Raw genomic sequence first — 25,631 nt, 5'->3', positions numbered from 1 at the left:
TGTGGTTTCGGGGTTAGCCCACGAGGGGTACGGGGAAGGGTATAGGCCTGCTGGTGGGCCTGATTTCGGGCCGGAGTTCCGGAGTAGGCAGAGCGCGTCAGGGGATTTCACGTGGGCCAAAAACTTCGTTTTAACGTAAGAAGATTATCTAGGGTGTACGGATTTATGGGATTTTTGAAAAGTGCCCTACACTAAAATAGACTCTCTTAGCCTATCCGTACACAGGGATAGATTATAGGCTATAAAAGTGTATATGAGGATGTAGCAAAGCATGCTAAAGGATTTTAGAAGTGGATCAGATTTTTGGAGTTACTCTTCTTGCTCTTCAGCTTTTATCCTGTGTCTTGATATATAAGAGTATAAAAAATAAAAATTACACTACTTATAGATTTCCTCGTTGTGGAAGAAGGGCATACACCATTGAAAGCTTTGCAAAATTTGGGCTGATGTGTTGCTTTATTTTGACGTCTATAACGGTTCTTTCAGTATTATTTGACCCAGAATTTGGTGGTGCATTTGTTATGTTGCCTCTAGGGTTTTTGGGCTGGTATTTATGTTTGTTTATATATTTGGACTGTAAGAATTTTTATTTGCAGACAACACCAGAGGGTATGATATGGGCAAACTTCTTAGCAGTTTCTCATCAGGCATCTTATAAGGATATTTTAAAATTCTCCTATGATCCACGAGGAGACTTTGATACAGACCTTACGTGGCTTGTAGTGAAAACTAATCATGGAAAAACCTTGCGTTTTGACCCTTTACTAACAGGTGCTGGTCTGTTGATTCCACAACTGGCATTTCGGGTTGAGAATGGTTATTGGGCAAAAAATGCAGATCCAGAAGACCAACAACTGCTTCAGAACTTTATTGATAAGCCTGAGAAGGCTCGTGAACTTCTTATGAGTTGTTCCCCTTGTGTTATAGAACGGTGATATAGGTATAGCTATGGAATTGACAGATTTAATACGAGCCCTTATACCGGTTCTTCCTGTTGTCATCATATCATTGGCAGCTTCAGTAATAACTCGATTTATTAGCACAAAACCTCCTGTTTTTGAGCTAAAGAAAGAGGTGATATTTCGGCTCCATTGGATATACAAAATTTCTGTAGTGGTCATTGATATTACTTGTTTATTGGTCGCTGTATTCTTGATATGGGGATCGATAACATCAGGTCCTAGAGTGCTTGTTGCTCCCATGTTTTGGGTTATCATAGCTATTTTCTCTATTCTTTTCATGTATATTCACAAATCTTTCAGTGATGTGTATGTGCGCATAGATTCCCAAGGTATAACCACGAGAAAATTCTATGGGCGCATGAAGAATGTACCCTATACAGATATTTCTGAGTACATCTTTAAACCACACAGCGATAAGCTCATCATTAAAGACTTTCGGGGCAGAAAAACTCTTATCCGCCCCTTAAAAACCTCTACGCAGTTATCCCTTTTCCACTTGGCTTTCCGCATGACTGAAGGGCGCTGGGCTCAACCGCATAGCACCGATGACCGGCGAAAACTTGAGGAATCTATCGAAACCAATAGTGGAGTACAGTATCTTCTCGACCACCCGCACGACAAACTGTAGTAACCGGCAAACAGCACTCGCTACAGTAGGCAGAGTAAACTGAGAGTATGCGTATTAAGATTCTTGATCACCCGCTGGTGGCGCACAAGATTAGTGTGCTCCGCGATAAAAACACTCCCTCACCCACGTTCCGCCAGCTCGTCGATGAACTCGTTACCCTGCTCGCCTATGAGGCTACCCGTGAGATTCGGGTTGAGCAGCGCCCTATCGAAACCCCGGTGGCGCGCACGATGGGAACCGTTATCGCTAACCCGAAGCCTCTGGTCGTGCCGATTCTGCGCGCCGGACTGGGCATGCTCGAAGGCATGACTCGTCTAGTGCCCACCGCTGAAGTCGGGTTTTTAGGTATGGCCCGTAACGAAGAAACCCTCGATATTGTCACCTACGCCGAGCGTCTGCCCGAAGACCTGACCGGTCGTCAGGTGTACCTGCTCGATCCTATGCTCGCTACCGGTGGCACCTTGATTGAGGCTATTAAATTCCTGCGCGAACGTGGCGCCGAATCCATCACCTGTGTCTGCCTGATTGCCGCCCCCGAAGGTATTGCGGCCCTCGAAAAGGGTGTTGAGGGTCTGCAGAATGTCGACCTGTTCCTTGCCGCCAAAGATGAGCGCCTGAACGAAAGGGCGTATATTGTGCCCGGTTTGGGCGATGCGGGCGACCGTCTCTACGGGCTGGCGCAGTAGCGCATCCTTAAGGGTCTGACGATTGCGCGTGGGCGGTCTTAGACGTCGGGTGCCGCAAACATGTGCTTTGGAGGCTTGATTCTTGAGATTGCACGCGGAGCGTCGGTTCCTTGTCACCTTCATACTGCGGTGTGCCCCCTTCACCACATGCATCTGCGAATGCGGCGAAAAACACTAGTAGTGCACGAGCTAACGGTACCCTTGGGAGCCTCCGCTCCAGAACGTGGAAATTGCGCCCGGTTCGTATGCGGTCAGGGGCTCTGAGCGCGCGGCTTTTTGGGGTATCGGTTCCGAATCTCCATGTATAATATGAGGGAGAAACGGTGCTTGTCAGCGTCGTTTCCCGGCACTGAATCAAAGTTCACGAGGGTGTGAAGCTGCGAGCAGAACGTCGCAGATACCCCAAGTTGCTTGATTTATGAGTCAAATAATAGAAATATTGATAGCAAAGGAAACGCCGCCTGTATCGTGCGGTGTTTGAGCATTCCGCATCATGCAGAATCAAGGGACCCGTACGCAACAAATCTTGAGAGAAGGTTGAACAATGTCAGGTGCAGTACCTGGATACGTCCACATCTCCCAGCGTGGTCGTGCTGCAAAGCGTCAAGTGCCGCAGCAGAACCGCACACAAGGGTCCGCAGCTACTTTGCGCCCGATGACCTTCTCCTCCGGGGATCAGCAGGGCACCCAGAAGGCAGGAGCTCAGGAGAACGAGGCGCGCGGGTTTGTGCTGTATGTGGGGCTCAATGAAGAACTTGCCGCAGCCAACGGCACATCGCTGGTGCGTATTGTGCAGGATTTGCGAACCTATGCACACCATCTGGCACCTGAGGCCGAATCCTATGCCGCCGTTGCTTTGGCTCCCGTCCATGCGGAGGGCAGCGATCTTGAGGTTGTGCGCAATGCGCTTGGCGATCCGACTGCCGTGTTCTACCAGGCGGAGCTGCACAAGCAGGCGCGGGAAGCCGAGCAGCCCGCAACTCCTAGTTCCAATGGCGTTCTGATCGATTTGGCACGTCGTGAGGTGTTCCTTGATGGGGAACAGCTGATGCTCACCTTCAAAGAGTTTGAGCTTCTGGCGCATCTGGTTGAGAACTCCACCCGCACCGTGGGGCGCGACGAGCTTTTGGAGTCGCTCTGGAGCGCCGGGGACGAGCATCCCCACGAACGCACCATTGACGTGCATATTCGGCGTCTGCGCTCGAAGTTGGGGCGTCTTTCGGGAACCGTGCGTACCGTGCGCGGTCAGGGGTACCGGTTCTTTGAGCATCCCGAAGTTGTGGTGTGGGCAGCCCCCGAATACTCCATCTAGTCTTTTTACGCTCGAAACCCCGCGTTCTTTCTTAAGAGCACGGGGTTTTCGCATGCCGATTTTGTGGCGCGCTATCACGCGGCAACCCGGCGTATCGGGGCGCCTACGTTGTACTATGAAGGTATGGTTGAGAACTCACTCCGAGACGTTAAGCGCCTGATTATCATGCGTCATGCCGAAGCCGACTGGGGTATGGATGATTTCGATCGCCCACTGACTAAACGCGGGCATCGTCAGGCTGCGGATGCGGGCTCCTGGCTCAAACAGAAGGGCTATATTCCCGAGCAGCTGATGTCCTCGGCGGCGCTGCGCACCCGGCAGACCACCACTTGGATATCTGATGCGCTCGGTGAGCAGGCACCTACTCCGCACCTGGACGAGGGGCTGTACGAGGTTCCTGCATCCCGGGTACTGGCGCGCATTAACGGGGTTTCTGAGAGCGTGCGCACGCTTATGGTGGTGTCGCATCTGCCTGCGGTGCAAGATGTGACCTTACAGCTTGCGAGCCCCGACTCTGACTACAATTCCCTGATGGACGCTTCCTATGGCTTCTCGCCTTCGTCCGTAGCAGTCTTTGAGGTGCCGGGGGAGTGGGCGCTTCTTGACGGTGCGGATGCGCGTCTCATCGACTTTATGAGCTTCTAAATTCCTACCCGCAGTCGGCACACTGCGCCCCCGTTCTTTCTTCCGCTGAACCGCAGCTTTTTCGACTGGGAGGGCAAGGTTAGCCAGGCGGAAACAAAGCTGCATCATAAGACAGACTGTAAAAATCTGATGCCCTACGCCCCTAGGACGCAGCGAACCCCCGCACCTTTTACAGTGTGGGGGTTCGTTCTTTGGCGGAGACGGGGGGATTTGAACCCCCGGTCGAGTTCAACCCCGACCCTTCATTAGCAGTGAAGTCCATTCGGCCGCTCTGGCACGTCTCCACGGTGCACGAAACGAGTGCATCCCTATAAGAATATCGGGAGTAAGCAGGCTGGTCAATTCGGAATTGCCGACCAAACTTCCCCCATGAGCGAAAAACAACGCGCTATAGTTAGAGTTATTGCCACGCCCATTCACGCAGGCTGAAAACGGTTCCCCAGATATTTCCTACAGCAGGTAGACAGTGGGCAGGTCTAGTTGTCGCTTCTTGTCACCGAAAGGAATAGCTATGTCTGAGCATCACGCGGGAGAGCAACCGTCTCAGTCGCAAAACCCCCATCAGGGTGAGGATGCCTACGAGAAAACTCGCCCTCTCTCTGACTCTCTGCCCGAATACACTAAGCTTTATCAGAACCAGCAGCAGCCCGCTCCTAGACAGCAGGACTATCAACAAACTGTTCCTCAGCAGTACTATCACCAGTCCGCCCCTCAACAGTATTACCAACAGCCTGCTCCTCAACACTACTATCAGCAGCCGGTATATGTGCAGCCCGTGCCCATGATGACTGTTGTCCCCAAAACCCCGCAGCAGATTGCCGGTGAGCAGGCGGCACAGACCTCTTTAGCCCTGGGCATTGCTGGTTTGGTGCTCGCCCTCTTCTGGGTTACGAGTGTGATTCCACTGGGTTTGGGGATCTGGGGCGCGGTTAAAGGTGCTCAGGCTTCGCGCGTTGGAGTTCCCGCCGGAGGCGGTCTGGCTACTAGCTGGATTGCCCTGTCGCTGGGGGCGATTGAGACTCTGTTCTTCTTTATTCCGATGGTGGCGTTCGTGATAGCCGCTATAGCCAGCACTCGGTAGCAGCTGTGGGCTTACAAGATGCAGCCCCGCGGAATATCCCGATGTCGGGAGGACAGCGGGGCTTTATTGTGCATGATCTGGGCGCTTTAACGTGTATGCCGTGTTGGTACGGATTTGTTAACACGGCATGTTGGAAAGCGTGTACTTATCTTTAACCCTGTACAGTAAATAAAGCCGATAATAAAACTGATCTTATGTGCAACGATAGGATCCTCTACCTCGAAGGATAGTAATGTCCGAAAACTATAACTTTCAGCCTCAGCAGAACCCGCAGGGCGGATACCCTCAGCAGGGTTACCAGCAGCCGTACCCGCCGACAATTGATCCTGAAGCAATCAAGGCAGAGAAAAACGCAAAAATCTATTCCATTACTTCCCTTGTTCTAGGTGCTCTCGGTATTGGGATTTTTACCATCGGTTTTGGCATTGTTGCCGTAGTTTCCTGTATTAGGGGTCTTATTGCTAATAAGGGAAAGAATGCTGGCTATACTGCTATGGCGCTTATCGGGGGTATCCTCGGTGCCTTTGATATTGTGCTGTGGTTCCTCTCGAGGTTGGTCTCGTAACCTGCAGATTCTACGCCGAAAAACCCCGCGATATACCTGAAAATTCAGGCACATCGCGGGGTTTTAGTGTGCGGATGGTAAGGGATTTGAACCCTTGAGACGGGGTTACCGCCTACTGGTTTTCAAGACCAGCTCCTTCGGCCGCTCGGACAACCATCCCGGTATTTTCCGCCCTTGAGCGGAAAAGGTACCCGCCGATTATCTCATGTTCTATGCTTTTCTGTAAATCTGAACATTGCGGTATGCCCCGAGAACACATGCTAATCTCGGTGCAGGAAGATACAGATAAGAAGGTTGTTGAGGCTACTATGCGCGCCATTGTCGAGAAAGAACATGGAGATCCAGAGGTTCTAACGCTCTCTGAGGTTCCGATTCCTGCCCCTGCACCCGGGCAGGTCTTGGTGCGGGTGCAGGCCGCCGGGCTGAACCGGGCGGATTCCCTGCAGCGGCGCGGGCATTATCCGCCTCCCGCGGGGGCAAGCTCCGTATACGGTCTTGAGATCGCGGGTGTGGTAGAGGCTGTGGGCGAGGGTGTTGATCCCACTCTGGTGGGCGAGCGCGTCATGGCGCTTCTTGCTGGCGGCGGTTACGCCGAGTATGCGGCGGTAGATGTGCGCCATACCCTGCCCGTTCCTAAGGGTATGAGCATGGTTGAGGCGGCGTGCATCCCGGAGGTCGCCGCGACGGTGTACTCGAATCTGGTGCTTCTGTGCGGAATGAGCCTTGATCCCGCGCAGAATAAACCGGCGGAAGATGAGCAGACTTCGCTCCTGGTGCATGGCGGTACTGGGGGCGTGGGTATGCATGCTATTCAGCTGGCGCGCGCCGCCGGTGTGCGGGTTTTTGCGACGGTCGGTGATGACGAGAAGGCTCAGGTGGTGCGGGCGTTGGGGGCGCATCCGATTAATTACCGCACGGAGTCTTTTCGTCAGGTGATTCAGCGTGAGAGTGCCGGTCACGGCGTGAATTATATTCTTGATGTGGTGGGCGCGAAATACCTGGAAGATAATCTGCGGTCTTTGGCCGATGGCGGGCATCTGGCGACGATTGCCGTGCAGGGCGGCCGCCGCGCGGAACTTGATCTGGGTCTTATGCTAACAAAGCGCCTGTCGGTGCACGGTACGTCTTTGCGGTCACGGTCTGCGGATGAGAAGGCAAAAATTATGGCGGGGGTACATGAGAACGTGTTACCGTTGCTTGAGCGTGGCGTTCTTTCGGCGAATCTTGATCGTGAATTTCCGTGGTGGCAGGCGCCGCAGGCTCATGAGTATTTTGATGCGGGTCAGCATCGCGGCAAGGTTGTTTTGCGCGTGATGTAAGTCGTATTGTGCCGGTTTAACTGGACTAAATGCGTGAATTTTTCGAGAGCTTAATCCCATATCAACATTTTTTGTACGACATCCTGTCACCAAAACGAGGTTTAGGGTACCCTAAGTATATAGAGCTTTCTAGACGCACGACCTGCTGAGTATGAGGAGAGGCTATGGGACTCAAAGATTTCCTGCAATCACGGCGTGATGATGCGGAACTTGGGCGTGGTCTCTGGCGCCGTGCGCATGACCGGTTTATTCGCGGTATTGATCGTTTCCATCAGGTTCTTGAACGCCTTGCCGATACCGAGATGATCGAACTTATCGTGCCGGATGCGAATACTCTTGCCGATCTTATTCCGCGGGTTCGTACCGTCGCGATGGAGGCGCAGCGTATTGCCCCCAGTGATGGCATGGATATTCCTGCCTCCCCTGAAGGCACGTTCTCGGATCTGCATCGGGCGCTCTCAAAAGCTGGTAATGCGGTAGCCCTCTGCGCTGAGGCGCTGGCGATGGCGCGGTGCTTTGGCGAGTGCAGTGTGCAGTGCCACCGCAAGATTACGGTAGAGCGCCGCGTGCAGAGTGTGGTTGAGCATGTCGAAAATGCGGAACGCCTGATCGCCCGCGCGCGTGATGAAAAAGCTGCACAGGCGCGCAACGAAAACCTGTCTCTGCAGACAACCTCGGTTTAACGTCATAAACGTGAAACTAGCGGCGATGTGCGAATAGTTGTGTAGTCGCGGGCTCCGTATAATTTCCCCGGTAATTTCGGGGGTTTAGTGTCTTTTGAGGGTTTCATGCCGCGAATTATCCAACATAAAACCATATAAATCCGCGTAAAAACCCACACGATATAAGGTAACTAGAACCTTAACTAAGGTTGAGCTTAGTATAACCATCATGGATCAGACACCTACACTAAAAGCTCGGACACCAGCACATCAGGGAAAAGACCAACCAATGCTCGAATTCCATCGCAATGAACGTGCACGCCAGCTACGCCCCAGTCTCTCTCGCTCCTGGCTTCTTGTACGCCCTAATTCAGCCGAAAAAGACTTTGAAGAAGCATTCGCCAGTGAAGCAGACTCCATTATTCTAGACCTCGAAGACGGGTGCCCCGAAGACGAAAAAGACGAAGCCCGCAGTCGAGTCGTCAAAATGCTCAACTCCGGCGTGGTCGCGTGGGTGCGCATCAACGCTATCACCACCGAGCACTGGTGGAAAGACGTTAAAGCCCTCAAAAACACCAAAGGTCTGCGCGGCGTTATGCTCGCCACCGCAGAGCACGCGACCGATATCGACCGTACCGCCTCCGAACTGCCCGCCGGAACACCCATCATCGCGCTTATCGAATCGGCTCTCGGGGTGCACAACGCCGTCGAAATCGCCAGCGCTATCGGAACCTTCCGCATCGCCTTCGGAGCAGGCGATTACCGCCGCGATACCGGTTCCAGCGACACCCCCATGGCGCTCGCCTATGTGCGCTCGCAGCTCGTGATCGCTTCAACTCTGGGTGGTATCCCCGGTCCTATCGACGGTCCATCCGTGGGAAAGTACAAGGCGGCTCTCACTGAAGCCTGCACCTACGCCACGGCCCACGGCATGACCGGCAAACTCACCCTCGATTCCGATCAGGCAGACACCATCAACCAGGCATTCTCACCGAGTGACCACGAAATCGCCGAGGCGCACAAAATGCTTGACGTGCCCATTGACGGGCCGCACGACGGCTCATATCTGCCGCGTTACCTGCGCGCCAAGAAGGTCAAAGAACTCGCCAAAGTCTACGGGCTGTGGGGAAAGACCGAAAGTGACGCCCAGCGCGCCAACGTCTAAAGTCTTGGTACAAGAACGTGAGCCGCGCATCCTGCCTCTGGTTAGGATGCGCGGCTCACGTGTTCTCTGTGCGGTACAGCTTCGCTGCGGGCGGCTAGTTGTACGGAGTCCTGCCGCCGGTAAAGGCATAGGCGCAAATATAGGAGGTCACAACCCCCAGCACGATGGGGACGGCAATAATGGTATCTTCACCGAAAATCCATCGATAAAAGAACCACAGCGCACAACACGGTATCAGCAGAAGCACGAATACCAACCCAAAACGCTGGGTCTGTTTTTTATGACGCATGATGCCCCTCTCGAACTGCAAACAAAACGGTAAAACTCTTTTCCTTATTGTACGGGTTTTCAAGGGTAATCCGTAGATGGGAAACACAAAACCCGCCGCACTCTGCCCGCTGGCAGAAGACGACGGGTTACGCTGAGCCCCCTGTGGGATTCGAACCCACGACCTTTTCTTTACGAGGGAAATGCTCTACCCCTGAGCTAAGGAGGCACACGATATACGACCTATATGGCGCGTATACCATCGCCAATATTAGCAGAGATTACAGGGCAGAGCGAATATGACCCATAACTCGAAAGGGGTGCGTTCCCCCGCAATATATGGGAGGATGAAAAGAAGATCTATTATCTTTACGGTAAAGGAACCCTCATGACATCTATGCTCAATCGCCGTACCGCGCTTTCGCTCGGGGTACCCGCTCTCGCAGTCGTATTCTCCGCATGCGCTAACACCACCTCAAATTCCGGGTCGAGTGCATCCGCAAGCGGTAGTTCAAGCTCTAACGCCAGCCCAAGCGGCTCAGCAAGCAGTGCTTCCTCGAGCGATGCTTCCGGCAGCGCTAGCGCCGGGGGAGAGACAAGCGCATCCGGTTCGGCTTCGGCCTCGGGTGACTCCGCCAAAATGACCGCCACCAAAGTTGGTGAGCGTGACGAGGTTGGATACCACCTCAACACCCCCAAGCAGGGTGCGCCCACCGTGACCCTGTACACCGACTACCAGTGCCCCTACTGCGCCAAGGCCGAACCCACCTATGAGAAGGTTGCCAAGGACCTTGAGGGCACCATGAATGTGACCGTGCGCAATATGCCGCTGTCCCAAATTCACAAGAATGCTATTGCCGCCGCGCAGGCCGTGCAGGCGGCAGAACTTCAGGATAAGCACCTGGAGATGGCGAATAAGCTTTTTGAAACTCAGGACAGCTGGAAGGATATTACCGAGCAGACCGAGTTTGCGGGAGTTCTCCTCAGCTATGCTCAGGAACTCGGGTTGGATGAGGAGAAATTCAAGACTGACCTGGTCGATCCAAAAACCATTGACTTGATCAAGGGCGATTTTGAGTACGGCCAAAAGATCGGCGTGAAGGGCACCCCCCAATTTGTGGTGAACGATAAGCCTCTTGAGAATGTGGATTCTTCGACCTCCGCTGAGGATATGGCCAAAGAATTCAAGAAAGCCGCAGGGCTGAACTAGTCTTTCGTGATGGATGAAAGACAGCGAGAGCGTGCCGCGCTGGGCGTTCACCTGAGTGTGAGCGGTCAGCGCGCCCGCATTCTTGAGGACGGATTCAGCGAGCACGGCTATGTGCTTGACATCGGTGGTGCCGAACAATCCCATGTTGATGCTGCTGATGCGACCGTCGTGTTTTACGAGTATCTGCGACGCATCGCCAATGTGCTGGATGTACTCGCACCGCCGCGCGAACCCGTGACGGCTCTTCACCTGGGGGCCGGGGCGCTCACGCTCGCCCGCTATGTGCAGGCCACGCGCCCGGGGTCTTCGCAAGTGGCCGTCGATTATGAGCCACAGCTGATGGGGTTTGTGACCGAGGTGCTGCCGTTGCCCGCAGGTACCCGGTGCGAGTTCGTGGTTTCGGATGCGCGCGCCGTGCTCCCCGAGATTCCCGCGCTTTTCGGCGCTCATGCCGCATCCGACGGCGGCGTTTTTCGCGGGATCGACGCTATTATTCTTGATATTTTTACGGGTATGGATGCGCCCGCCCACCTTGCCAACGCCGACTACTACGCCGAGCTGCGTGAGCTTCTGAGCGCCCGCGGGGTACTCGCCGTGAACGTGGGCGATGATGCCGGGCTGCCCTTCTTCCAGGGGCAGGCGCGCGCCCTATTAGACACGTTCGAGCATGTGTGGTGCCTGTGTGATTCTTCCATGCTGAGCGGTGAACACGAGGGGAACCTGGTGCTGATCGCAACCGCACGTGAACTCGACGAGGACACCGCCGATGCGCTGTTCGCGCGGGGACCGCATCCGGCGGAGGTGCTGGGTACCGAAGAACTGCGGGATTTTCTGGGGTACCTGGCCGGGCAATAGCCGCCCACGCTGCTCGCCGCAGAACCGACCCGGCACGCAGTGTAGTATCCCGCAGTCTATTCCGGCAGCGGCAGGGGAGAGGTTTGCTCGGGAGGTTCGTTCCTCTGGTAAGAATCAGAAGTTTCGTCCGCAGGCGCCGAACCCCCGGTTGTCTGGGTAATTCCAATACTTGCCGTGATCAGCAGGATAATCGCAACCCAGCGCATCAGACCGGTTTCCTGGCCCAACAGCGCCCATCCCGCGAGCGCCGCAATCGCCGGTTCCAGGCTGAGAAGCACACTGAAGACCTGTTCGGGAAGGTGCCGCAGGGCTGCCAACTCGCTGCTGTACGGTACGACCGATGCCAGCAGGGAGGTTCCGATGATGAAGAGCACCAGTTGGGTGTCGTGCGTAACGCTCCAGAGCGCCACGGGGCCGGGGAAAAGCAGGGCCCCGGGGGCCACGCAGGTGGCTCCCACGGTCATTGCTACGGCGAGTCCGCTTGCGCCGGGCACGAGTTCGCCGACCGAGGCGCTTGAGCGAATGTAGAGCGCCCAGAATGCGCCTGCGATCAGGGCGTATAGTACGCCCAGCAGGTCTGTTTCCTGCCCGTGTACTGCCTCGAAGCCGAGTACCGCCATGCCTGCCGCCGCGCAGAATACCCACACTAGGTCGCGTTTACGCCGCGTGAGGATAGAGGCCAGTACGAGTGGACCGGTAAACTCGATAGCCACCGCTAGCCCGAGCGGGATGCGAGCCAGCGCATTGTAGAAGAAGCCGTTCATGAGCCCAAGCGTGACACCAAAAATAAGCATGGCACGCCACTGGCGGGAAGACCAGCCTAAGAACCCGTCGGATGTCTTCGCGGGTACTGCCATATATGCGGTTTGTGCACCTGCCCGATGCGCCCGCCAGCGCCCGGCAATCCAGACCGCCGCACCCACCGTGATCGCGGCGAGAAGCAGGCGCAGAACTGTGACGAGCCACGGACCAAAAAGCGGAAAAAGGTGCACCGCGAAAGCCGCACCGAATTGCAGAGAAAGGCATGAGATGACCACAAAAATGATGCCGACGGTGGGGCGCTTGCGGTGACTATGATGGCTGAGGCTGGTCAAGAAACCTCCTAGATCACAACGACAACAGGCGGCGGTACCACGTGAGAATAATGGTAACGTAGCCTGCGTACTGTTGTAACCCAGGGCATACCCCAAATGTGAAGGATATTCTACGTTTGGGAGGAACCTTCTGGCCGGGTTTCCTTAGCCTGCCGGTCGAGCTTGATCTGCTCGGTGGTGGGCAGGGTAATCACCCCGGTCTTCTGCACAAGGTCGGCACCGATGCTGTCAACCGCGCCAGGCAGGAAATGCGTAATTGTCTCTGCCGTACCTTCCTCAAGGGCTCGGCGTTCCACCCGAGCGTGCGATATCGTAATCCCGATACTCGCCGTAATCAGCAGGGCAATTGCAACCCAGCGCACCGCATCGGTGGGTTCTTGCAGAATAATAACGCCCACCAGTGCCGCCGCCGCAGGTTCCAGCGAAAGTACCACGCTGTATACATTCGAGGGGAGCATGCGAAGCGCCGAAATCTCGCCCAGTGCGGGAAGCGCAGAGGCCAGAAGACCCATCGCAAAACCAAGCGCCAGTAAGGCGGGATCGGTGATAACTTTCCCTAAATTATTGCCCGTGATGAAGAAAGGGAAAGGGATAACCAAGAGTGTGGAGACAAGATTGCCCATCACCATACCGCCCATCCCCGGAATTGTGGCGCCCACACGCTCTGTAGCCAAGATATAGGCGGCACGAGAAACGGCGGTGAGAATAGCGAAAAATATACCTATCAGTGCGAAATCTTCGGGTTTTGACTGCGACTCTGCCGTCAAAATAGCCATACCAGTAAAGGAAAGGAGAATCCAGATCAGGTCGAGTTTTCTTCGTGAAAGAACCGTTGCCAACACGAGCGGACCCATAAACTCTATAGCCACCGCGATCGCCAGCGGAACCTGCTGAATTGCCACATAGAAGAAAGCGTTCGCGCCGAAAAGCGCAACCCCCAAGACGATCACGGCAAGCCACTGCGGGCGCGTCCATTGACGAACTTGCGGGCGGAAAAAGAGATACAGCAGAAGCGATGAGGTGATCATGCGCAGAGCCACCACGCCCCACGCGCCCAGATCGCCCATCATTGTCTTTGCGAGCGCAGAACCGAACTGTGCCGAAATGATGGCGCCGATAGCATACGCCATACCGAGGCCCTGAGTCGCCAGTGGCGAGCGCGCCGAAGCAGGAGCAGACATATAGGTTCCTTACTGTGTGAAGGCCGGTGTTAGTGCCATTGCTGAACACCGCAGAAGACGCGTCGGAGCGCCTGAGTGAACGAGTGTGTTGTGTAACCTAGCTCAATTCTAAGCCCTCGGGGCGAAAAGCTGAACTAAAACGTCATACCGTGAAATTTACTCCATCATAAAACCTGCCGAAGGTAAACGGCGGAAAGAGCTATGCCGCTTTGAGATACCAGGTCTGGGCTTGGGCGTATATACCGTACCGATGGGTTAGCGGGCAAGATTTATGTCATGTGTAGTGTGCACAGGTAGAGCCGGGAAAAGTAGTTCTTGACGCACTAAAATTCCAGGCCGGGGGCGTGTCATGAACGCGACGGAATACTCGCTGGGCGGAATAAGCACCGTTTCTGCAGGATGCGGTACCTACTTTGAGTCAGAACGTGCTTTACTGGCATTATGCTAGACCCGAAAAAGTCACTTTTTGACGATAACGGCAATCCCCGCCCGGCACTCACCAAAACGCTTGATACCGTTCTGCGCGTTCAGCGCCCCCTAGCGCTGTCGATGGTGAAAAGTTTGCGGGCGGCGCATCCGGATGAAACCCCCGAAAAGATTCTGCGGCGCCTTGAACGCAACTATCTGCGTGACGTGACCGCGATCGGCGGGGTGACGGGCGCATCCGCCTTCGTACCCGGAATCGGAACCGTGACCTCGATGAGCCTTTCGGCGCTCGCGGTCGGCGGGTACCTGGAAAGGACCGCGCTGTTCGCCCAGGCGGTGGCTGAGCTGCACGGCGTGCACGTGGAGAACCCCGAGGTTGCACGTTCGATGGTGATGGCGATTATGCTCGGCGAAGAAGGCTCGCAGCTGATGAACACCGTGCTGCTGCAGACCGGGAAGGCGAGCGGTGTTTCCAATCGGTGGGGAACGCTGCTGGGCGGTAAGTCGGCGGGCAAGACTTTTAGTGTGGAACGCACGATTCGCAATATGTTTATCAAGCGTTTCTTGACCCGCCAGAGCGGAGCCCTGCTGGGGCGTGCCCTGCCGTTCGGCGTGGGTGCGGTGGTCGGCGGCGGCGCAAACTTGGCGCTGGGGCGTGACGTGGTTAAGAGCGCCCGTAATGCGTTTGGTGATGCTCCCGCGTTTTTCCCGGCTGAGCTGATGCTTACCCCGCGCGCCCCCAAGTTCACGTCTGACGAGCAGAAAAACTCTCACGGACCCAAGGTTACGCGAGCACTGACCAGTAAGTTCAAGCGCACCAAGGCCGATACGAAGAACCACGATGCGCACGCTCACGGGCTGCAAAATCCTGGCGCGCAGCATCGCAAGACGATGGGGAACTAGAAGAAACTAGCCCCTTGCCCCTGCCCGCCGGTATTTCGCGGGTAATAGTGCCCGTTTTGCCGCAGTTTTCACGAGACATACACGGGAGATTGTTAGATTATCAGCCTGCTAATCTAACAGTTTTCCGTCAAAGTGCGAAAAGTTGTTAGATTAGAGCCTCCTTAATCTAACAACTTTTCGTGTTTTTAGGTAGACTTGATGGTGACGTTGGTCAAGAAGAACACTTTAACCACCCTGAAACCTACTGTTGTGGAGACGGCATGATACTTTCAGAACGCAGGCGAGACCTTGAAAAACAGGTCGCCGAAATCCTTGCTTCGTATCGAGACGGGCAGCTTCACGCGAATCGGGAGAGCGCATCCATAGATTTCAAAGAGGAAGCAGGACGCCGAGGCGCTGGCGGTATTCTTCTGCCCGGCGAAACACGCAACGCTGAAGCAGCATCAAAACTTGCAGATGAAGTCGCGTGCTTTGCCAATACACCCGGCGGAGGCGCCCTGATCCTAGGCGTTGAAGACAGCCATGGAACGGTACTCGGTACCGAGCTCGATACTGAATGGCTGCGCCAGCGTATTGATGAGGCGGTACAGGTCGCCCCCGATATTGTGGAACACCACCTTGGTGGAGCCCAGGGTCTGCGCGTGCTGGTTCTCTACGTACCCCAGGCCAAAGAGCCTGTGTATGATACCGGTAATAAGCTGCGGTGGCGCGTTGGGGATCACTGCAAGCCTATTGACCGTTCCCTTTGGTGGGAACACCGTGAAAATATGCGGGAATACGACGAAATGGCTCAAAGCACCCGCTACGCGCCTGAAGATATTCCACGCTCCACCATGAACTATGTGCGCGCCCTGCTCGGAGCCGATGCAGCCCTCACGGACCGCGAGGTCTTGCAGCGTTTGGGCGCACTGCGTTCCGATGGAAAGCTCTCGCAAGCCGCCGCGCTCACCCTGTGCCCCGCATCCCGAACCCTGCTTGAACTCACTATCTTCGACGTTCCCGCCGGGTCGATCCTCAATACTGTGCGGCCCGACGCCGACCTGTCTCTACTGGAACAAATACGGCAGATCGAGCAGGCTCTGCAAAACGTGAATACACAAATTACGCTTCCCACCGGGTTTGCGCACCGCACAGTCCGGCAGGTTCCCGAAAATGCTGTGCGTGAGGCTGTTCTCAACGGCATTATTCACCGCGACTGGAACAGCTCTGAACCTACCGATATCCGCTGGATCACACTCGATACTACCCTCGTGGTGCGAAGCCCAGGCGGATTTTACGGTGGAGTTACTGCGGATAATGTGCTCAGCAATCGTTCTGCACGATACCCCGCGCTCGCCGATTTGTTCCGTGCCCTGACCCTTGTTGAGAAACAGGGAGTGGGGGTTGATCGGATGTACCAGTCCATGATGGTTCTTGGGCATCTGCCCCCTATCTTCGAGGAGGTGGCGGGTCCGCATATTGAATGTACGCTCGTGGGAGGAACACCAGTACTGCCTGTACTGGAAGTCGCCTCTGCGATTGTTCCCACCGCACGTCAGAAAGACGTGGGAATCGCTATTATTCTCAGCTATTTGATGCAGCACCCTTTTATCACATTGAAAACTTTGGCCGAACGTCTGCAATCTTCTGAAGAATCAGCGGCGCTCACGCTGCGGGCTGCCGAACAGACCGTTATTGAGGGTGTTCCGCTGGTAGCCCGTCTTAAAGAGCAACAGGTGTGGGTTCTGGGCGAGGGCGCGCTTAACCTTGCTCAGAATGCTCGGGGTGAGAACGACCACTATGTGCTGCCCTATCTGTCACGATCCTCGCAGACTATGCACGATGTGATTCGGGCGTGGTGCGACCTCACCGGTGCAATCACAACGGGAGATTTGATGGAGCTGACGCATATAGCCCGCGGTACTGCCAAAAGAGCTTTAGATGCTCTAGTCGATGAAGGTACTCTAAGGCAGGAAGGACAGGGCCGTTCCACAAGGTACGTTATGGTTTATCAGGGGCGGTAATCTGCTGAATTTCTGTAGGTGGAGTAGTTGATGTTAGATTATCGGGATGCTAATCTAACAGTTTTCCGTCAAAATGCGAAAAGTTGTTAGATTAGAGCCTCCTTAATCTAACAACTTTTTGTGTTGGGAAGGAAAACTGGCGAACAAATGGGTGTTCTATAGCTCCTGCCGGAACCGTAAAAAGGCTCTTTATTCACATAAAGCATTGGAAAACCGCTTTATGTGAATAAAGAGCCTTTTTAGAACGTAGAGAGCGGGCGAAAGGAGTCGAAGGAATTTAGCCCTGCGCATCCTTCGCGTGATCCACCAGCTGCGCGGCGATGCCGTTGTACGTATGCGGGGTCAAGTTCGACAGCCGCTCCTGTGCCTCGGACGACAGACCCAGGGTGCCCACAAATTCCTTGAGGCGCACCGCATCTACCCGATGACCGCGCGTAAGCTCCTTCAGACGCTCATAGGGGTTCTCCATGCCGGGGGTGCCCGCGATTGCCTCTGCGCGCATAACCATCTGAATGGCCTCTGCCAGAACCTCCCAATTGGACTCCAGATCGGTGGCAATAACGTCGGCGGCAATATCGAGGCGCTGCAGACCCTTAATCACATTGGAAATCGCCAGCACCGAATGCCCAAACGCCACGCCAATATTGCGCTGCGCCGAAGAATCGGTCAAATCACGCTGCCAACGCGAAGTCACCAGCGTGGACGCCAGCGAATCGAAGACCGCGTTTGAGAGTTCAAGATTAGCCTCCGCATTCTCGAAGCGGATCGGGTTTACCTTATGCGGCATCGTCGAAGAGCCCGTTGCACCAGCCACCGGAATCTGGCGGAAGAAGCCAATCGAAATATAGCTCCACACATCGGTGCACAGATTATGCAGCACACGGTTGAAATGCGCCACATCAGAGTACAGTTCCGCCTGCCAGTCATGCGATTCGATCTGCGTGGTCAGCGGGTTCCAGCTAAGCCCCAGATGCTCCACGAAACCCCGCGAAATAGCCTGCCAGTCAGCCCCCGGAACCGAGGCGTAATGCGCCGCATAGGTGCCCGTCGCGCCGTTAATCTTGCCCAAAAATTCGGTGGCGGCAACATGGGAAATCTGGCGTTTTAGACGGTATGCCAGCACAGCCATTTCCTTGCCCAGCGTGGTGGGGGTCGCGGGCTGGCCGTGCGTGCGAGAGAGCATCGGAACATCCCTGCCGGTTTCTGCGAGATCCAGTAAAATCTGCACCAGATCGCGGGCGGCGGGAAGCCATACATTCTCGACCGCGTCCTTAATACCCAGGGCATAGGAGAGGTTATTAATATCTTCGGAGGTGCACCCAAAATGCACGAGCGGCACCAGATGCTCCAGCCCCAGCGCTTCGAGGCGGCGACCGATATAGTACTCGACGGCCTTCACATCGTGAACAGTGACCGCCTCAATCTCGGCGAGTTCGGTGACGGAATCGGCGTTGAACTCGGTCACGATAGCGCGTAAACCGGACTTCTGCTCATCGGTGAGCGGCGTGAGCCCGGGAAGAACGGCATGCTCGCACAGGTATATGAACCATTCGACTTCCACATGGATGCGGTCGCGGTTCAGCGCGGCTTCGGAGAGATAGTTCGTTAAAGGCGCGGTCACAGGGGCGTAACGCCCATCGAGAGGACCGAGTGCAAGATTACTGGTGCCCAGGTCGATTCTTCCCGAGGGCAGGAGCGTGTTTTCAGGGTGAGACATACCTCTATCTTCGCATGTTTTGGCGTAAAAGGTCAGATTGGGTGTCTTCTATGGCGGCTGGGGCGCCGTGTCTGTCTTGGTGCGGCGTATTGCGGATTCTGGATGTTATTTTCTTTGTTCCGCTAAGGCGTTATTTATGGGATGCGCGGTCTGCCACGCTTGTGCGGGCCCATGTCATATTCGGTCATGCGAGTGCGCGCATCCAACGAAATCGAAAGAAACAGCCTGTGGATAATCAGCGAAAGTGTCCCACTACGGCAGGTTATCCACAGGGCAACGAGAGAGCGGGTATTAACCTGTGCCGAGCCTTCTAGGGTGAAGGTAAACAGGTACAGCATCGGTCACGCGCACGGGTACTCAGGCGTACCCGTGCGGCCGCACACCGGGAGCCGCCCGCCGTACACAAAGAGCTAACGAGGAAGACATGACAGCCATCGCACCCGCACCAACGCCCCAGCCGCATACCGGCGATATTCCCCCGGGAGCGCATCCGCCCACGTCCGCAGATATTCTGCGTGCCGCCGGTGACATGGGGATCGGTACCAGCGCTGCAACCAGTTTTGCGGCGTCTTTGCAAGGGTTAGCGGGGCAGGCGCGCAGTAAGGGTCAGGAACTCGCCGCCAGCTTAGAACAACATGCCGCGAGCATTCAGACGATGCTTCACAAAGCCCACGGTATGCGTGCCGAACACTGGAAATCCTCGGCAGGGAGAGCCTATCGAAACGCATTAGAACAGCACGAAAAAAGCCTGACCGAAACTCACCAGCAAGTACAGCACGCAGCCGAGGATGCGCGCCGCGCTGGCGAAGAAGTTGCCGCAGCCTTGGAATCCCAAGCAAACACTATTTTGGGTACCGCCGCCGGATTAGACGGAATGCTCAAAGGCCTGCTGAACACCACCGCCGATACCCTCGAAAACCTGAACCCCGCAGACATCATCAAATCCTCCGGCGCACTGAACGCTCAGCATGCCTTAGATCAGTTACTCAATTATTCGCAGGTTCCCACCGGGCTCTTACAGAGCTCGGGCATTCACTAATCGCTAGACAACAGGGAAGGACTCACGATGAACACTCCGGGACAACAGATAGCAGCCGGTGGGGACGATAAAACCATTAGCGTTCTGCTGGAAGAGCTGCCGCAGCTCGCACAGAATGTACACCAGCTAGGCGGCGATTGCGGGTCATTACCCCTGCCGATGAGCGGTATCGCGGCGCAGCTCATGCTTTTTCTCGGCACCAACGAACATGGGCGGCAAGCCTCGGTCATGACCACCTCTGCCGCAGCGACGTTGGGGGAGCGGGCCGTTAAGCTGGAGGCAACCGCCAGTGCAATAGACGCCTGCTCGAAAGGCTACCATCAGGCAGAAGAAGCCGCGAAGGGACTGTTCAACCGCATCGGGCTCACTCAGGACGGGAAGATGCCTAACGGCATGTCGCAGGAAGAGTGGATGCGCAACGCGCTCATGCATCCGCAAGGCGCCTTCAACGACATGTGGTCCTGGGAAAAGTACGAGCTTGGATATAGCGCCGCAGAGAGCATTTTCGGGTGGGGTATGCGCAGCGGCAACCCCTATATTATGGGCTTTTCCGCACTGACGGCGATTACCCTCTTCGGGGCGACCGCCTACCAGGATATGCGCGCTAACCCAGAGATGGCGCGCAGACGTATAGCTCGAAAACTCGAAAAAATGGGTATTCCCCGTGAGATAGCCGAACGAATTGTGAACGGGAAAATGCCGTGGCTCGGGAAGAAAGAACAGGACAACAAGAACCGCGGTGAACTCAAGAACTGGCATCGTGATAAGGCAGAACCGACAGATAAAATGCCTCGCACCCGCGCCGAGATCGCCCAGAATATGGAGCGCGTGAGCAAGGGAGACCTCTCGAAAAAATACGAAGGCGAAGATAAAGACGGGAAGGGTTACTCGGGGATTGAGGTACAGGTATACCGAGACCCCCAAACCGGACGCAAAATCGTATACGCCTATATCCCAGGGACGGACTTTTCCAATAAACCTGGCGAACCCGACGGTATCCAAGGCACCCTGCAAATAGGCGCTGATACACCGAACGCTTCTATACAAGACAGCCATATCATGATGCGTGCCCTAGACCGTGCGCTAAGAGATCAAGGCGTAACCTCAGCCGATGATGTGATTCTTGTGGGACATTCCCAAGGCGCAGCTATCGCCTATAACGCCGCCAATAACAACGAATTTGCCTCACGCTACCACGTGAGCGATGTGTACACTTTTGGCGGCCCCGTACAAGCTTTACCAGACCGAGGAAATAAGACCTTCCGCGTGCATCAAACCAAAGATAAGGGCGATCCTATTCCCGCAATCATTAGCGGCCAGACGTGGAAGGAACGCCCAGGTGACTCGACCGTGATTACTGACCGTAGAAGTTTTCGCCAGGGCGGCGATCCTAAACCACATGAAATGACTCACGATATGAGGTTTTATCGTGAATCATTAGAACGGGATGCTAACGCGCAGAAACCTATGGCGGCTGTCCCTCAAGGTAACTACACCTACGAAGGCGGAAATGTCTATAACGCTACCTCTGAGGGAGGGCCTTCGTTATGGGAGAGCGGAGCCGCAACATTATCAAATGAGCGTGGTGTAAACCCTCAAGTACTTGGAAATATAGGGGTTGACTTGGCCCAAGATAAGGCACGGTCATGGACACCCGATTTTTTGAAACCCAGTATGGATGCGCTTGATCCACGAAAGCCCGTCGATTACACGGACCCGAAGATTTCGGGACTGCCCGCACCGGTGCAGAACCCCGGCACCACAGATACCCAACACTCACCCGCAGCATGGCATGCGCCCGAGTCGCTGGAGAACATATCGGGGCCGAAACCCATGCCGTACAGCCATCAAGGGGAAGGGATCATACCCTCCGGGGCAGGTTCCCACGCCGAACCGTATTATGCGCCGCGGCTGCTGGATGACCTGCATCTGCCCAAGCTCGGCGTACCCCACGGCACGGGCGGAGGTGAAAACCTGTTGCCGAACCTTGACCTGAAAACACAGGAAGGATACCTGCCGCCGCTGGGGGAGCACCTGCTGGGCAACCCCACCGAGGCACCGCACCTGCACATACCGCAGAATCAGCTGCAGCCTGATGGTGAGACCGTAACCCCTGCCGATACCGGCAGCCGTATGCCCACCAATACCCCAGACCCCGAGATGCGCACCTCACACGACCCCAGGCTCCTGGGCGCACCGGCATAAACACATGCGCGCCCGATCGGCAGAAACCCGCGTGACCTAGCGCGAAAATCCGGGGCGGGGAGGTTGGCGAGCACTATACTGTGGATATGAGTGAATCACACCAACCGCAGACATCACCGATTCCCCCGCGCCATATTTTTGCGAACCTTCCGGCCTATGTAGCAGGAAAACCCGCGCCGCAGGTTGCAGGACTAACCCAGTACAAACTATCTTCCAACGAGAACCCTCTCGGGCCCGTACCCAAGGTCGCCGAAATTCTCAGTACCTTCGATGCGGTACACCGCTACCCAGACCCGCTCTCAACGAAGCTGCGTGAAGCGCTCGCCAAGCGGTTCGATTTGGATGCCGAGAATATCGTGACCGGCGCCGGAAGCTTGGGCGCACTCAACCAGATTCTCAAAGCGTTTGCCGGAGTCGATGCCGACGGCGTGCAGGACGAAGTCATATACGCCTGGCGTTCCTTTGAGGCATACCCCATTCTGGTGGGGCTGCTGGGCGCAAAAAGCGTGCAGATTCCGAACCTGCCCAACGGTGCCCACGACCTGCAGGGAATGCTTAATGCGATCACCGACCGCACTCGCGTGATCCTGGTGTGCACCCCTAACAACCCCACCGGGCCCGCCGTCACCGAAAAACAAATCCGCGAGTTCTTAGCGCAGGTGCCGCCTCATATTGTGGTGGTGCTCGACGAAGCATATTTCGAGTTCTGCACGGTATCACCCGTACCCGACGGGGAAGATGCGCCGCTGGACGGTCTGCGCCTGTACCGCGAATACCCGAACGTGATCGTGCTCAGAACCTTCTCGAAAGCACAGGGACTTGCGGGGCTTCGCGTGGGGTACTCGGTATCGCATCCGCAGCTGACCCAGTATTTGCGGGTGAGTGCCACAACCTTCGCCGTCACCGCCGTGGCAGAGGCCGCCGCTGTCGCCTCCATAGAACATGAAGATCAGGTGATGGAACGGGTGCAACACCTGGTGTCCGAGCGTGAGCGCGTGGTTGCCCGGCTGCACGAGCTGGGGTACAACATACCGCAAACCTATGCCAACTTCGTGTGGCTCCCCCTGGGAGAACACACCGCAGAATTTACCGAACTGGCGCGCGCTAACGCCCTAGCGGTGCGTGCTTTCGACTCTGAGGGCGTGCGGGTGAGCATCGGTGAAGACGAGGCAAATGACCGCTTCATCAGCATCTGCGAGCAGTTCCCGCACAGAGTCTAAACTCCCTCAACTCGCGGGGTTGAGCTATGTCGCCGAGGGCTCGGGAAGAGACCGTGTGGGTTCTCGGCGACAACACTTAGAATGCTCCCCGCCCACGTAAGTATTCCGCGAACCAACATGCACACAGAAACGGTGCATTACGCCAGAAGGAAAGCATAGAAAACCGCACAATAAACCTTCACTTCGTTCTTAAGCGAGTAAAATAAGAGGAAATATGCCCAAGCCTTCCGCCCCGCGTGCCGAAACTCTCTGCGTGCGCTCGGCGTGAAGGACAGCTCGTATCTGCGTGGAGGATTGATGCACGAGAACGAAAAATATCCGGGAGTACCCGAACGCATCCAGCTGATGGATGAGAACGGCAAGGTACACGAGAACCCCACCTTCAGCTCTTATGTGCAGGACGTAGACGCAGAACAGCTTCGCGAGGCCTACCGCCTGATGTACATCACCCGCCGCATTGACGACGAAGGAACGGCACTTCAGAGGCAAGGGCAAATGGCTCTGTGGGTGCCCAGCCGCGGGCAAGAAGCGGCACAGGTCGGCTCCGCACTGGCATTCGCCCCCAACGACTATATTTTTCCCTCCTACCGTGAACACGCGGTCGCCTTTGCCCGCGGCGTAGATTTCCGCGAACTCATCACGATTTTCCGCGGTTCACAAACCCACGGGTGGGACCCTAAAAAACATAACTTCCACGTCTACACCAAAGTGCTTGCCGCACAGATTCCGCACGCAGTCGGCTACGCTATGGGTCTGAACTTTGATGCCGATATTGCGGCGGAAACCGGGCAGCTGCAGACAGGCCAAGGGCAGGCTACCAACCCCGATAACGACACCGTGAAACCCGCCGTTGGCGTCTACTTCGGCGACGGTTCCTCCACCGAAGGCGAAGCCCACGAGGCCATGGCCTTCGCCGCATCCTACGATGCCCCCGTACTCTTCTTCGTGCAAAACAACCGCTGGGCTATTTCGGTACCCTTCGACGTGCAGTCGCGCGTGCCCATCTCAACCCGCGCCCAAGGCTACGGCTTTGAAGGACTGCGCGTTGACGGCAACGATGTGCTCGGAACCCTCGCCGCCACCCGCTACGCGCTCGATAAAATCCGCCGCGGCGAAGGACCCGTACTGATCGAGGCGGAAACATACCGCCTGGGCCCGCATACCACCGCCGATGACCCCACCAAATACCGTGACGACGAAGAACTCCAGCAGCGTCTGAACGCAGACCCGCTGATTCGCCTGGAAAAATATCTGCGCGAGAACGGGCACGCAGATGATGCCTTCTTCGAAAAACTCGCCGAAGAAGCACAAGAGCTTGCCAACGGGGTGCGCGAGGCGGCGATTGCCTCCGAACCCTATGAATTCGACCGATTCTTCGACCGCGCCTACGCCGAAGAACACCTTCAGGTAGAAGAAGAACGCGAGTTCTACCGCAACTACGTCGCAGGTTTCGAGGAGGACTAAGAATGAGCGAGCAGAATGCACAGGTTGAGCGCCTGACCCTGGCGAAAGCGATCACTCGCGGCCTCGACGACGCAATGGCAGATAACCGCAAAGTCGTGCTGATCGGCGAAGATATCGGCAAACTCGGCGGCGTATACCGCGTAACCGAAGGGCTTCTGGCGAAGCACGGGCAGAAGCGCGTGATGGATTCTCCCCTCGGAGAGGCCGGTATCGTGGGCACCTCTATCGGCATGGCGATGCGCGGCTATCGGCCCGTAGCCGAGATTCAGTTCGACGGGTTCGTCTTCCCTGCCTACAACCAGATCACTACACAGCTCGCCAAAATCCACAACCGCAGCGACAAAAAATACATTGTTCCGGTTACGATCCGTATTCCCTACGGCGGCGTAATCGGGGCGGTCGAGCATCACTCGGAATCGCCCGAGGCACTGTTCGCGCACACCGCCGGGCTGCGCATCGTAACACCGTCCTCACCGCATGATGCCTATTGGATGACCCGTAAATCCATTGAATGCGACGACCCAGTGATTATTTTCGAGCCCAAACGCCGCTACTGGCTCAAGGGCGAGGTGAATTTTGCGGATACCGATTTTGATCCGTTCCAGGCGCAGGTGGTGCGCGAAGGCACAGACGCGACCATCGTGGCATACGGTCCGCTGGTGCCGGTAGCGCTCGCCGCCGCAGAGGCTGCCGTCGAAGATGGGCGCTCGATCGAAGTCATTGATCTGCGGTCGATCTCTCCGATGGATGTACCCACCGTCGCCGCATCCGTGGTGAAGACCGGGCGCCTGATTGTTGCTCACGAAGCGCCGACCTTCGGGGGTATGGGCGGCGAACTTGCCGCCGCGATCACCGAGCGTTGCTTCTACAGTCTGCAGGCCCCGGTGCTGCGCGTGGGCGGCTACTATATGCCGTACCCGGTACCGCGCACGGAGGACGAATACGTGCCCGATATTGACCGTATTCTTGAAGCCGTTGATCGCTCATTTGAATACTAAACCGTATATTCCATATTCCTTATA

At 55.9% G+C, this 25,631-nt stretch carries 23 protein-coding genes and 3 tRNA genes; 19 read left to right on the top strand and 7 right to left on the bottom strand.

Features of this window, described 5'->3' with window-relative positions:
- The first annotated feature begins 290 nt into the window (after nucleotides 1–290).
- From HMPREF3016_RS06410 to HMPREF3016_RS06390, 5 genes are all read left to right on the top strand, one after another.
- Nucleotides 291–935 (top strand): hypothetical protein, encoded by a 645-nt coding sequence (locus HMPREF3016_RS06410; RefSeq protein WP_070741077.1) that lies wholly within the window; start codon nucleotides 291–293, stop codon nucleotides 933–935.
- Between the two features lie 13 nt (nucleotides 936–948).
- On the top strand, nucleotides 949–1,590 hold the full coding sequence (locus tag HMPREF3016_RS06405; protein WP_070741073.1) for a hypothetical protein: 642 nt from the start codon (nucleotides 949–951) through the stop codon (nucleotides 1,588–1,590).
- Between the two features lie 47 nt (nucleotides 1,591–1,637).
- Nucleotides 1,638–2,276 carry a uracil phosphoribosyltransferase gene (gene upp / locus HMPREF3016_RS06400; protein ID WP_048751824.1) on the top strand — a complete coding sequence of 213 codons (639 nt, stop codon included), beginning with the start codon at nucleotides 1,638–1,640 and terminating at the stop codon, nucleotides 2,274–2,276.
- A gap of 544 nt (nucleotides 2,277–2,820) precedes the next feature.
- Nucleotides 2,821–3,588, top strand: coding sequence for a winged helix-turn-helix domain-containing protein (locus tag HMPREF3016_RS06395; protein WP_004005657.1), 768 nt, complete (start codon nucleotides 2,821–2,823; stop codon nucleotides 3,586–3,588).
- Between the two features lie 123 nt (nucleotides 3,589–3,711).
- Nucleotides 3,712–4,233 (top strand): SixA phosphatase family protein, encoded by a 522-nt coding sequence (locus HMPREF3016_RS06390; RefSeq protein ID WP_004005656.1) that lies wholly within the window; start codon nucleotides 3,712–3,714, stop codon nucleotides 4,231–4,233.
- 192 nt (nucleotides 4,234–4,425) lie between these two features.
- Here the strand turns inward: HMPREF3016_RS06390 and HMPREF3016_RS06385 are convergent.
- A tRNA-Ser gene (locus tag HMPREF3016_RS06385) sits at nucleotides 4,426–4,517 on the bottom strand.
- Between the two features lie 227 nt (nucleotides 4,518–4,744).
- On the opposite strand from HMPREF3016_RS06385, the gene HMPREF3016_RS06380 reads away from it, so the two are divergent.
- Nucleotides 4,745–5,314: a cell division protein FtsK gene (locus HMPREF3016_RS06380; protein WP_048751820.1), complete on the top strand. Its 570-nt coding sequence runs from the start codon at nucleotides 4,745–4,747 to the stop codon at nucleotides 5,312–5,314.
- 232 nt (nucleotides 5,315–5,546) lie between these two features.
- The gene (locus tag HMPREF3016_RS06375) at nucleotides 5,547–5,879 is read left to right on the top strand and encodes a DUF4190 domain-containing protein (protein ID WP_048778316.1); all 333 of its coding nucleotides are present in this window, start codon (nucleotides 5,547–5,549) and stop codon (nucleotides 5,877–5,879) included.
- A gap of 71 nt (nucleotides 5,880–5,950) precedes the next feature.
- Here the strand turns inward: HMPREF3016_RS06375 and HMPREF3016_RS06370 are convergent.
- Nucleotides 5,951–6,038, bottom strand: a tRNA-Ser gene (locus tag HMPREF3016_RS06370).
- 149 nt (nucleotides 6,039–6,187) lie between these two features.
- On the opposite strand from HMPREF3016_RS06370, the gene HMPREF3016_RS06365 reads away from it, so the two are divergent.
- From HMPREF3016_RS06365 to HMPREF3016_RS06355, 3 genes are all read left to right on the top strand, one after another.
- Nucleotides 6,188–7,198 (top strand): NAD(P)H-quinone oxidoreductase, encoded by a 1,011-nt coding sequence (locus HMPREF3016_RS06365; RefSeq protein WP_070741147.1) that lies wholly within the window; start codon nucleotides 6,188–6,190, stop codon nucleotides 7,196–7,198.
- A gap of 164 nt (nucleotides 7,199–7,362) precedes the next feature.
- Entirely contained in the window at nucleotides 7,363–7,881 is a 519-nt protein-coding gene (locus tag HMPREF3016_RS06360) for a dehydrogenase (protein ID WP_070741070.1), read from the top strand.
- Nucleotides 7,882–8,149: 268 nt separating this feature from the next.
- On the top strand, nucleotides 8,150–9,025 hold the full coding sequence (locus HMPREF3016_RS06355) for an HpcH/HpaI aldolase/citrate lyase family protein (protein WP_004005648.1): 876 nt from the start codon (nucleotides 8,150–8,152) through the stop codon (nucleotides 9,023–9,025).
- Between the two features lie 94 nt (nucleotides 9,026–9,119).
- On the opposite strand, the gene HMPREF3016_RS06350 is transcribed toward HMPREF3016_RS06355, so the two are convergent.
- Complete coding sequence (locus HMPREF3016_RS06350; RefSeq protein ID WP_013397915.1) at nucleotides 9,120–9,314, bottom strand: hypothetical protein; 195 nt, start codon at nucleotides 9,312–9,314, stop codon at nucleotides 9,120–9,122.
- A gap of 135 nt (nucleotides 9,315–9,449) precedes the next feature.
- Nucleotides 9,450–9,521, bottom strand: a tRNA-Thr gene (locus HMPREF3016_RS06345).
- Between the two features lie 159 nt (nucleotides 9,522–9,680).
- On the opposite strand from HMPREF3016_RS06345, the gene HMPREF3016_RS06340 reads away from it, so the two are divergent.
- Nucleotides 9,681–10,502, top strand: a complete 822-nt coding sequence (locus HMPREF3016_RS06340) for a DsbA family protein (RefSeq protein ID WP_070741067.1) — start codon at nucleotides 9,681–9,683, stop codon at nucleotides 10,500–10,502.
- A gap of 9 nt (nucleotides 10,503–10,511) precedes the next feature.
- Entirely contained in the window at nucleotides 10,512–11,357 is an 846-nt protein-coding gene (locus tag HMPREF3016_RS06335) for a spermidine synthase (protein ID WP_070741064.1), read from the top strand.
- A 56-nt stretch (nucleotides 11,358–11,413) separates the two neighbouring features.
- Here the strand turns inward: HMPREF3016_RS06335 and HMPREF3016_RS06330 are convergent, their stop codons facing one another.
- Entirely contained in the window at nucleotides 11,414–12,451 is a 1,038-nt protein-coding gene (locus tag HMPREF3016_RS06330) for an EamA family transporter (RefSeq protein ID WP_070741061.1), read from the bottom strand.
- A 110-nt stretch (nucleotides 12,452–12,561) separates the two neighbouring features.
- Entirely contained in the window at nucleotides 12,562–13,632 is a 1,071-nt protein-coding gene (locus tag HMPREF3016_RS06325) for an EamA family transporter (RefSeq protein WP_070741058.1), read from the bottom strand.
- 441 nt (nucleotides 13,633–14,073) lie between these two features.
- On the opposite strand from HMPREF3016_RS06325, the gene HMPREF3016_RS06320 reads away from it, so the two are divergent.
- Both HMPREF3016_RS06320 and HMPREF3016_RS06315 read left to right on the top strand, forming a co-directional pair.
- A complete protein-coding gene (locus tag HMPREF3016_RS06320; protein ID WP_070627191.1) occupies nucleotides 14,074–14,961 on the top strand; it encodes a di- and tripeptidase in 888 nt (295 codons plus the stop codon).
- A gap of 260 nt (nucleotides 14,962–15,221) precedes the next feature.
- Nucleotides 15,222–16,964 carry a DUF5635 domain-containing protein gene (locus HMPREF3016_RS06315; RefSeq protein ID WP_070741054.1) on the top strand — a complete coding sequence of 581 codons (1,743 nt, stop codon included), beginning with the start codon at nucleotides 15,222–15,224 and terminating at the stop codon, nucleotides 16,962–16,964.
- A gap of 277 nt (nucleotides 16,965–17,241) precedes the next feature.
- Here HMPREF3016_RS06315 and purB read toward each other — a convergent pair whose 3' ends face one another.
- Nucleotides 17,242–18,681 (bottom strand): adenylosuccinate lyase, encoded by a 1,440-nt coding sequence (gene purB, locus HMPREF3016_RS06310; protein WP_070741051.1) that lies wholly within the window; start codon nucleotides 18,679–18,681, stop codon nucleotides 17,242–17,244.
- A gap of 424 nt (nucleotides 18,682–19,105) precedes the next feature.
- Here purB and HMPREF3016_RS06305 point away from each other — a divergent pair, with 424 nt between their 5' ends.
- The 5 genes from HMPREF3016_RS06305 to HMPREF3016_RS06285 all read left to right on the top strand — a co-directional run bounded on the left by HMPREF3016_RS06305 (nucleotide 19,106) and on the right by HMPREF3016_RS06285 (nucleotide 25,607).
- Nucleotides 19,106–19,720, top strand: coding sequence for a hypothetical protein (locus HMPREF3016_RS06305; protein ID WP_070535309.1), 615 nt, complete (start codon nucleotides 19,106–19,108; stop codon nucleotides 19,718–19,720).
- 27 nt (nucleotides 19,721–19,747) lie between these two features.
- Entirely contained in the window at nucleotides 19,748–21,925 is a 2,178-nt protein-coding gene (locus HMPREF3016_RS06300) for a hypothetical protein (protein WP_070741048.1), read from the top strand.
- Between the two features lie 86 nt (nucleotides 21,926–22,011).
- Nucleotides 22,012–23,145 carry a histidinol-phosphate transaminase gene (locus HMPREF3016_RS06295; RefSeq protein WP_210399790.1) on the top strand — a complete coding sequence of 378 codons (1,134 nt, stop codon included), beginning with the start codon at nucleotides 22,012–22,014 and terminating at the stop codon, nucleotides 23,143–23,145.
- Between the two features lie 297 nt (nucleotides 23,146–23,442).
- Nucleotides 23,443–24,609: a thiamine pyrophosphate-dependent enzyme gene (locus tag HMPREF3016_RS06290; RefSeq protein ID WP_070741042.1), complete on the top strand. Its 1,167-nt coding sequence runs from the start codon at nucleotides 23,443–23,445 to the stop codon at nucleotides 24,607–24,609.
- A gap of 2 nt (nucleotides 24,610–24,611) precedes the next feature.
- Nucleotides 24,612–25,607 carry an alpha-ketoacid dehydrogenase subunit beta gene (locus HMPREF3016_RS06285; RefSeq protein ID WP_070448791.1) on the top strand — a complete coding sequence of 332 codons (996 nt, stop codon included), beginning with the start codon at nucleotides 24,612–24,614 and terminating at the stop codon, nucleotides 25,605–25,607.
- Nucleotides 25,608–25,631 lie beyond the last annotated feature (24 nt).

Origin of the sequence: Rothia sp. HMSC065D02, assembly GCF_001815285.1 — a bacterium.
Taxonomy (GTDB): domain Bacteria; phylum Actinomycetota; class Actinomycetes; order Actinomycetales; family Micrococcaceae; genus Rothia; species Rothia dentocariosa.
This window is presented reverse-complemented; position numbering and strand designations above follow the sequence as displayed.

What these genes read in the sequence shown, in the direction of transcription:
- HMPREF3016_RS06405 (WP_070741073.1), top strand. Translation starts at nt 949, where the DNA reads ATGGAATTGACAGATTTAATACGAGCCCTTATACCGGTTCTTCCTGTT.
- upp (WP_048751824.1), top strand. Translation starts at nt 1,638, where the DNA reads ATGCGTATTAAGATTCTTGATCACCCGCTGGTGGCGCACAAGATTAGT.
- HMPREF3016_RS06395 (WP_004005657.1), top strand. Translation starts at nt 2,821, where the DNA reads ATGTCAGGTGCAGTACCTGGATACGTCCACATCTCCCAGCGTGGTCGT.
- HMPREF3016_RS06390 (WP_004005656.1), top strand. Translation starts at nt 3,712, where the DNA reads ATGGTTGAGAACTCACTCCGAGACGTTAAGCGCCTGATTATCATGCGT.
- HMPREF3016_RS06380 (WP_048751820.1), top strand. Translation starts at nt 4,745, where the DNA reads ATGTCTGAGCATCACGCGGGAGAGCAACCGTCTCAGTCGCAAAACCCC.
- HMPREF3016_RS06375 (WP_048778316.1), top strand. Translation starts at nt 5,547, where the DNA reads ATGTCCGAAAACTATAACTTTCAGCCTCAGCAGAACCCGCAGGGCGGA.
- HMPREF3016_RS06365 (WP_070741147.1), top strand. Translation starts at nt 6,188, where the DNA reads ATGCGCGCCATTGTCGAGAAAGAACATGGAGATCCAGAGGTTCTAACG.
- HMPREF3016_RS06360 (WP_070741070.1), top strand. Translation starts at nt 7,363, where the DNA reads ATGGGACTCAAAGATTTCCTGCAATCACGGCGTGATGATGCGGAACTT.
- HMPREF3016_RS06355 (WP_004005648.1), top strand. Translation starts at nt 8,150, where the DNA reads ATGCTCGAATTCCATCGCAATGAACGTGCACGCCAGCTACGCCCCAGT.
- HMPREF3016_RS06350 (WP_013397915.1), bottom strand. Translation starts at nt 9,314, where the DNA reads ATGCGTCATAAAAAACAGACCCAGCGTTTTGGGTTGGTATTCGTGCTT.
- HMPREF3016_RS06340 (WP_070741067.1), top strand. Translation starts at nt 9,681, where the DNA reads ATGACATCTATGCTCAATCGCCGTACCGCGCTTTCGCTCGGGGTACCC.
- HMPREF3016_RS06335 (WP_070741064.1), top strand. Translation starts at nt 10,512, where the DNA reads ATGGATGAAAGACAGCGAGAGCGTGCCGCGCTGGGCGTTCACCTGAGT.
- HMPREF3016_RS06325 (WP_070741058.1), bottom strand. Translation starts at nt 13,632, where the DNA reads ATGTCTGCTCCTGCTTCGGCGCGCTCGCCACTGGCGACTCAGGGCCTC.
- HMPREF3016_RS06320 (WP_070627191.1), top strand. Translation starts at nt 14,074, where the DNA reads ATGCTAGACCCGAAAAAGTCACTTTTTGACGATAACGGCAATCCCCGC.
- HMPREF3016_RS06315 (WP_070741054.1), top strand. Translation starts at nt 15,222, where the DNA reads ATGATACTTTCAGAACGCAGGCGAGACCTTGAAAAACAGGTCGCCGAA.
- purB (WP_070741051.1), bottom strand. Translation starts at nt 18,681, where the DNA reads ATGTCTCACCCTGAAAACACGCTCCTGCCCTCGGGAAGAATCGACCTG.
- HMPREF3016_RS06305 (WP_070535309.1), top strand. Translation starts at nt 19,106, where the DNA reads ATGACAGCCATCGCACCCGCACCAACGCCCCAGCCGCATACCGGCGAT.
- HMPREF3016_RS06300 (WP_070741048.1), top strand. Translation starts at nt 19,748, where the DNA reads ATGAACACTCCGGGACAACAGATAGCAGCCGGTGGGGACGATAAAACC.
- HMPREF3016_RS06295 (WP_210399790.1), top strand. Translation starts at nt 22,012, where the DNA reads ATGAGTGAATCACACCAACCGCAGACATCACCGATTCCCCCGCGCCAT.
- HMPREF3016_RS06290 (WP_070741042.1), top strand. Translation starts at nt 23,443, where the DNA reads ATGCACGAGAACGAAAAATATCCGGGAGTACCCGAACGCATCCAGCTG.
- HMPREF3016_RS06285 (WP_070448791.1), top strand. Translation starts at nt 24,612, where the DNA reads ATGAGCGAGCAGAATGCACAGGTTGAGCGCCTGACCCTGGCGAAAGCG.